This is a genomic window from Rahnella perminowiae, from assembly GCF_019049755.1.
In the GTDB taxonomy this organism is placed as follows: Bacteria; Pseudomonadota; Gammaproteobacteria; order Enterobacterales; family Enterobacteriaceae; genus Rahnella; species Rahnella perminowiae.
Genome location: NZ_JAFMOS010000358.1, coordinates 1 through 5,829 on the forward strand (window position 1 = coordinate 1; position 5,829 = coordinate 5,829).

General features: G+C 54.1%; 8 protein-coding genes. All 8 read right to left on the minus strand.

Going from position 1 to position 5,829, the window contains the following annotated elements:
* Window positions 1-111 precede the first annotated feature (111 nt).
* The 8 genes from hpt to srlA all read right to left on the minus strand — a co-directional run bounded on the left by hpt (window position 112) and on the right by srlA (window position 5,745).
* Window positions 112-648 (minus strand): hypoxanthine phosphoribosyltransferase, encoded by a 537-nt coding sequence (hpt, locus tag J1785_RS04125; RefSeq protein WP_129953152.1) that lies wholly within the window; start codon window positions 646-648, stop codon window positions 112-114.
* A gap of 111 nt (window positions 649-759) precedes the next feature.
* Window positions 760-1,725: an arabinose-5-phosphate isomerase GutQ gene (gene gutQ / locus J1785_RS04130; protein WP_217218874.1), complete on the minus strand. Its 966-nt coding sequence runs from the start codon at window positions 1,723-1,725 to the stop codon at window positions 760-762.
* Complete coding sequence (gene srlR, locus J1785_RS04135; protein WP_217218875.1) at window positions 1,718-2,491, minus strand: glucitol operon DNA-binding transcriptional repressor SrlR; 774 nt, start codon at window positions 2,489-2,491, stop codon at window positions 1,718-1,720. The genes gutQ and srlR overlap by 8 nt, the downstream gene beginning before the upstream one ends.
* Before the next feature lie 79 nt (window positions 2,492-2,570).
* Window positions 2,571-2,933, minus strand: a complete 363-nt coding sequence (gene gutM / locus J1785_RS04140; protein ID WP_129991337.1) for a transcriptional regulator GutM — start codon at window positions 2,931-2,933, stop codon at window positions 2,571-2,573.
* A 52-nt stretch (window positions 2,934-2,985) separates the two neighbouring features.
* A complete protein-coding gene (gene srlD, locus J1785_RS04145) occupies window positions 2,986-3,765 on the minus strand; it encodes a sorbitol-6-phosphate dehydrogenase (protein WP_129953156.1) in 780 nt (259 codons plus the stop codon).
* 22 nt (window positions 3,766-3,787) lie between these two features.
* A complete protein-coding gene (gene srlB / locus J1785_RS04150; RefSeq protein ID WP_129953157.1) occupies window positions 3,788-4,150 on the minus strand; it encodes a PTS glucitol/sorbitol transporter subunit IIA in 363 nt (120 codons plus the stop codon).
* A gap of 9 nt (window positions 4,151-4,159) precedes the next feature.
* Window positions 4,160-5,149, minus strand: a complete 990-nt coding sequence (gene srlE / locus J1785_RS04155; protein WP_217218876.1) for a PTS glucitol/sorbitol transporter subunit IIB — start codon at window positions 5,147-5,149, stop codon at window positions 4,160-4,162.
* Window positions 5,150-5,196: 47 nt separating this feature from the next.
* Window positions 5,197-5,745 carry a PTS glucitol/sorbitol transporter subunit IIC gene (srlA, locus tag J1785_RS04160; protein WP_129953159.1) on the minus strand — a complete coding sequence of 183 codons (549 nt, stop codon included), beginning with the start codon at window positions 5,743-5,745 and terminating at the stop codon, window positions 5,197-5,199.
* Window positions 5,746-5,829: the final 84 nt, after the last annotated feature.

Sequence of the window (5,829 nt, forward strand, 5' to 3'; positions counted from 1 at the left end):
ATATTATTTGTTTTTTAAGCAATTAAAAAAAAGGCCTCCAAATCTGAAGGCCGTTTTCATTTAAATTCACTGTTACCCGCGCCGGAAATAGCTAAATCGGGTAGCTAATCACTACTCGTCGAGCATCACAACCTTGCCGACATACGGCAGATGGCGGTAACGCTGGGCGTAATCGATGCCATAGCCGACAACGAATTCATCGGGAATCGGGAAACCCACGTATTCCACTTTTACGTCCACTTCACGGCGTTCAGGTTTATCCAGCAGGGTACAGATGGCCAGGGATTTCGGACCGCGCAGTTGCAGGATTTCACGTACTTTACTCAGCGTGTTACCGGAATCGATGATGTCTTCAACAATCAGCACATCTTTACCGCGAATATCTTCATCGAGATCTTTAAGGATCTTAACGTCGCGGGTGGTGGACATGCCGTTGCCGTAGCTGGAGGCGGTCATGAAGTCCACTTCATGCGGCACATCTACGGCGCGACACAGGTCAGCCATGAACATGAAGGAACCGCGCAGCAATCCCACCAGCACCATTTCGCTGCCGCTGTCGCGGTAGTGGTCGGTGATTTCACGGCCCAATTCGGCAATTCGGGTTTTGACTTCCTGCTCGGAAATCATGACGTCAACACGATGTTTCATATAAAGACTAGCCACCTGATTTAAGAATATTTATCGCTGCTTTTCAGAAAAACAGCGACCATATAGTGGAATGGATTATATCAAAGAACCGGTTGATGGGTAACGCTGGTGTCAGCCGATCCCGGCCTGATGCAGGTCATGCAGGTTGATCGCGCCGACCAGCACGCCTTCGCTGTCGACCACCGGCGCGGCGCTGATATGCTGTTGATGCAGTGCTTCAAGCGCCTCACCAGCCCGCCATTGCGCCGGAAGCAGATATCCCGGACGGCTCATGGCGCTGACCAGCGGATCGTTCAGGCTATTGCCTTTGACCAGCCAGCGGCGCAAATCACCATCGGTAAACACACCGGCAACGTGAAGGCTGGCGTCACATACCGCGATCAGACCCAGACCGGTGCGGCTCAGTTCCAGCATCGCATCCATAACATTTTTCCGGCTGTCCACCACCGGCAGACGATCGCCGGTGCGCATCAGGTGATGTACGCGGTTCAGCAACCGCGCACCCAGGCTGCCGCCGGGATGGGAACGGGCAAAGTCTTCTGCGCCAAAACCGCGATGCCGCATCAGTGCCATCGCCAGCGCATCCCCCATCATTAAGGTATTCACCGCGCTCGAGGTCGGTGCCAGCCCCATCGGGCAGGCTTCGCGCTCGACACTGATATCCAGTACACAATCTGCCGCCAGCGCCAGCGGAGAGTCTTTGCCGCCGGTGATGGCAACCAGGCGGGTTCGGTTTTCTTTCAGCAACGGCAGGATCAGATCCAGCTCTTTTGCCCGGCCGGAATAAGAGATAAAAATCAGCACATCTTCGCTGCCGATCATACCCAGATCGCCGTGCAATGCTTCGGCAGGATGCACAAAGAACGCCGGTGTGCCGGTACTGGCCAGTGAAGCAGCAATTTTTTTGCCGATATGACCGGATTTTCCCATGCCGGAAACGACGGTTTTGCCGGTGCAATTGAGCAACAAGCGACAGGCGCAGAGGAAATTATCATCCAGACGCGTCAGTAACCGGCGGGCTTCTTCAATTTCAATTTCCAGCGTTTCACGGGCGTAATTCAGTAATGCGTCACTCATCGTCTTCCCCGACCAGAATAATGCGGATCCCTAATTTTTCGATGGCATCACGGTATTGGCTGCTAAGCCCGCTGTCCGTGATCAGCGTATCGACCTTACCTAAATGGCACACCACATTCGGGCTTTTACGACCAAATTTTGATGAATCCACCAGCAGGAAAATACGTTCAGCCGCTTTACACATTGCCTGACTGACACCGTGAACTTCGTTGAATGTCGTGACGCCGCCATCCAGATCGACACCATCAGCACCGATAAACAGCTTATCGAAATTGAATTTATCAAACGCGCTTTCGGCCAGACTGCCGTGGAAGGAAGAGGATTTTTTGCGGTAGGTGCCGCCCGGCATCAAAATGGTCTGGTCATTATCCAGCTCGACCAGCGCATTGACGATATGCAGGCTGTTGGTCATAACCGTAATGTTATTAAACTGGCTGAGGAAAGGCACCATCTGCATCACGGTGCTGCCCGCATCAAAAATCAGCGAGTCGCCGTCCTGGATCTCCCCGATAGCTGCGCGGGCGATACGCAGTTTTTTGCCGGTATTGATGTGGGTTTTACGGTCGATAGGCTGGTCGCCTTCTTCACGACTGAGCACCACACCGCCATAAGTGCGGATCACTGCGCCCTCTTCTTCCAGCAGGGTGAGATCTTTGCGGATAGTGGTGCCGGTTGTGGCGAAATGCGTGGCGAGATCGTCCACCGCCGTTTTTCCAAATTGCTGCAAATGCGCCAGTATCGCCGCCTGCCGTTGCTTAGGTTTCATCACGATTTTCGCTCAAATTTTAAGATAAATTCACAGCCATCATTCTTTTTGAAAGATAATAGCTTTTAAAGTGAAAATATCATGATTTCGGTTCAATCGCTAATGATAGTGCAGTTTGAATATTCGGATCTTTCGGGAAGATCACACCTGACATCAATTGTTCCCGGCTCATGCCCTTAAGCGTCGTGACCGGCTGAGGACGGGCGAAAATTGTCAGGCCGCGCAGTAAAAATCCGTCACAGACTTTTTCCTGTTTATCGAAAGCCAGCGCCAGTACCACTCGCGGCTTGAAACGTCCGCCGGAACGCCCGACGCCCACCTTTCCCTGCATACACAACCTGTCAAATGCCCGGTTAAAGCGCTGCAACTGCCACCAGCCGAGTGCGATTTGTGCCACCCAGGCCAGTACCGCACAGAGTATTAATGCCGAAGTCGGGGTCATTATCTTCTCCTTTATGTCAAAAATCCGCCCCTGTAAACAGAGGCGGAACACATCAGAACATCACCTGACCGCCGGTGATATTGATCGACTGACCGGTGCAATAAGAGGCTTTATCGCTGGCATAAAACAGCAGCATATTCAGCACATCCTGATAGTCACACCCGCGTTTGAGCGGCACTTTATCAATGTAATACTGCTCGACTTCGTCGGCCTGAATGCCCAGTTTTTTGGCGTACTGCGGCAATAATGACTGAAACATCGGCGATTTGAGTAAATTGCCCAGCATCAGTGAATGCACGGTGATGCCATATTCCGCCAGATCCAGCGCCAGAGACTGCGTCAGCCCCACGCCGCCGAACTTGGCCGCGCTGTAACCGGCATTATGTTTGCTGCCCACTTTGCCGGATTTAGAATTGATCTGGATGATGCGTCCCGGAATACGGTCGCGGATCATCAGACGGGAAAACTCCCTGGCACAGAGGAAGTACCCCACCAGATTGACCTGCAACGAGAGGTCAAAATCGTTGAGGGCAAAATCCGTGATCGGCGATGCCTTCGCCATCCCCGCGCTGTACACCAGCAAACTGACCTTGCCGAACGTCTGATCCACCGCTTTCGCCAGCCGGACTACGCTGGCTTCACGGGTAGCATCAACAGCAAACCCGAATGCCCTTTCCCCGCCAAACTGCCGGTTAATCTGCTCTGCCACGGAGGCAGCATTTTCCTCATTCAGATCCGCCACCGCCACGCGATAGCCGGATTCAGCCAGCCCCTGACAGAGAAATGCGCCCAGCGTCTGCCCCCCGCCGATCACGACTGCAACCTGTTCCATTACTGACTCCTGACTCTGCTAGTTAATCGATAAATTTCAATACGCTGCCCAGCGGAATATCGTCGGGCGCGGTGCCTTTTACATGTACGCTGCCGGGAAATTCCGCTTCGGCACTGCCGTCAAAACGCAAAGTGATATGCCCCAGTTCACGCAAATTTTGCATTGCCACCTCTCCCACGGCAGTCACCGGATAACGCACATCTGCCAGTTCCATGTACGCACCACGGTGCAGTTCCCCTTGCATGTCCCCGTGCCGGTGGATGAAGCAATAATCCTGAATATCCGCCGGCGCACCTTCACGGAAGGTGATCAGCATCTGGTCGGTTAAGGCTTCACGGGCGAAGTCGCCGATTTGCGTAATCGTGGTTTGATAAATGGTTTGCACAGTGACTCCTTACTGATAAATGAAAGCGGAAGCGGCCCAGGCGATAAGTACCGTCGGCGCACCGGTCAGAAAACGGCTGACCAGCACCGAAGGCACACCGACGCGCACGGTGTCTTGTTTGGCTTCAGCCAATGAAAGCCCGACAGGAATGAAATCGCACGCCGCCTGAGCGTTGATGGCGAAAAGTGCAGGCAGTGCCAGATGTGGCGGGATATTGCCCAGCCCGATCTGCACCCCGACCAGTACACCGATGACTTGGGCGATCACCGCGCCGGGGCCGAGGAAAGGAGAAAGCAGCGGGAAGGAACAGATCAGCGCCAGCAACACCAGCCCGACGGGGCTTTTCGCCAGCGGCGTCAGCCCGTGCGCCACCAGATCGCCCAGACCCGAGGCCATAATGATGCCGATCAGCGCCGCCACGAAGGCCATAAACGGCAGGATGGTTTTGAGCACGGTATCGATGGTGTCGCGCCCGGCCTGGAATAAAACGGCCACGCCGGAGCCCATGCCCATACCGACTTTCGCCAGCAGGCCGTCGCTCTGTTCGGTGATTTTTTTTGTGGTGTCGTAATCACGCCCTGCCCCAGCCGGTGCGGGTTTCGCCACCACCGTGGCCGGTTCAGCGGCGTCTGCATTTGCCAGCACGATGTCATGCTCACGGACACCGGAAACATAAATGTCTTCGGTAATAAACTGTGCCAGCGGGCCTGATTTACCGGTCGAATGGATGTTAACGGTCGGGATGCGCCGTTTTGGGTAGATGCCGCAGCGCAACGTGCCGCCGCAGTCGATCACCGCCACACCGATTTCTTCTGCCGGTGGTTCACCTTCTTTAAAACCGTCTACCGTTTCCCAGCCGGTCAGTTCTGCCAGCTTGTCGACGATCGCCGGGCGCGTGCCCGCCGTGATATACATCACTTTTTTGCCGGGCACCGCGTCAATCAACAACGGTCCCCCCCAGCCACCTTCACCCCGGTTAATGCGAATCGTAACGCTCATTTTCTGCTCCGCTTTTTAGAATTTGACCTGATTAGAATTGACGCTGATTACAGCCGAACCTCACGATCAAGCTGAATGCCCATCTTGCGTTCAAAGATGCGTGTGGTGAGATCCGTGACCCAGCCGCGGAAGAAGTTAGTCACCATGCCGACCAGGAAATAACTGACGGCCAGCGGTCCGAGCGGTAATCCCAGCGTGGTCAGCCCGCTGGCAACGCCGAGATACACAAACAACTCACCGGGGTTAATGTGCGGGAAGAGGCCGTTCATGGAATGGCAGCTGTAAGAGCCAGCAGCGTAATAACTGGGTTTGTAGATTTCAGGCATAAAACGGCCAAGACTGAGGGTCATCGGGTTACAGAAAACAAAGGTGCCAATCACCGGTAACAGCAAATACCGTGAAACCGGATCCCCGGCACAGCGCTGCGCCAGACGTTCGATCCGCCGCTGTCCGACAAAAACGATCAGCGCGTTCATGACCACCAGCAAACTAATCAGGAGAGGCAGAATGCCGGTGACCATCCCGACAAACACTTCTCCTCCTTTTTGAAACAGGCCGATAAACCACCCGGCACCGTGCGTTATTACGTCAATCATCATCTTCTCCTGTAGGGATACGTGGGTTTAAGCTTTCATGTTTTGTCACTCCACGCAGGAAATATAATCATTATGAATTTATAT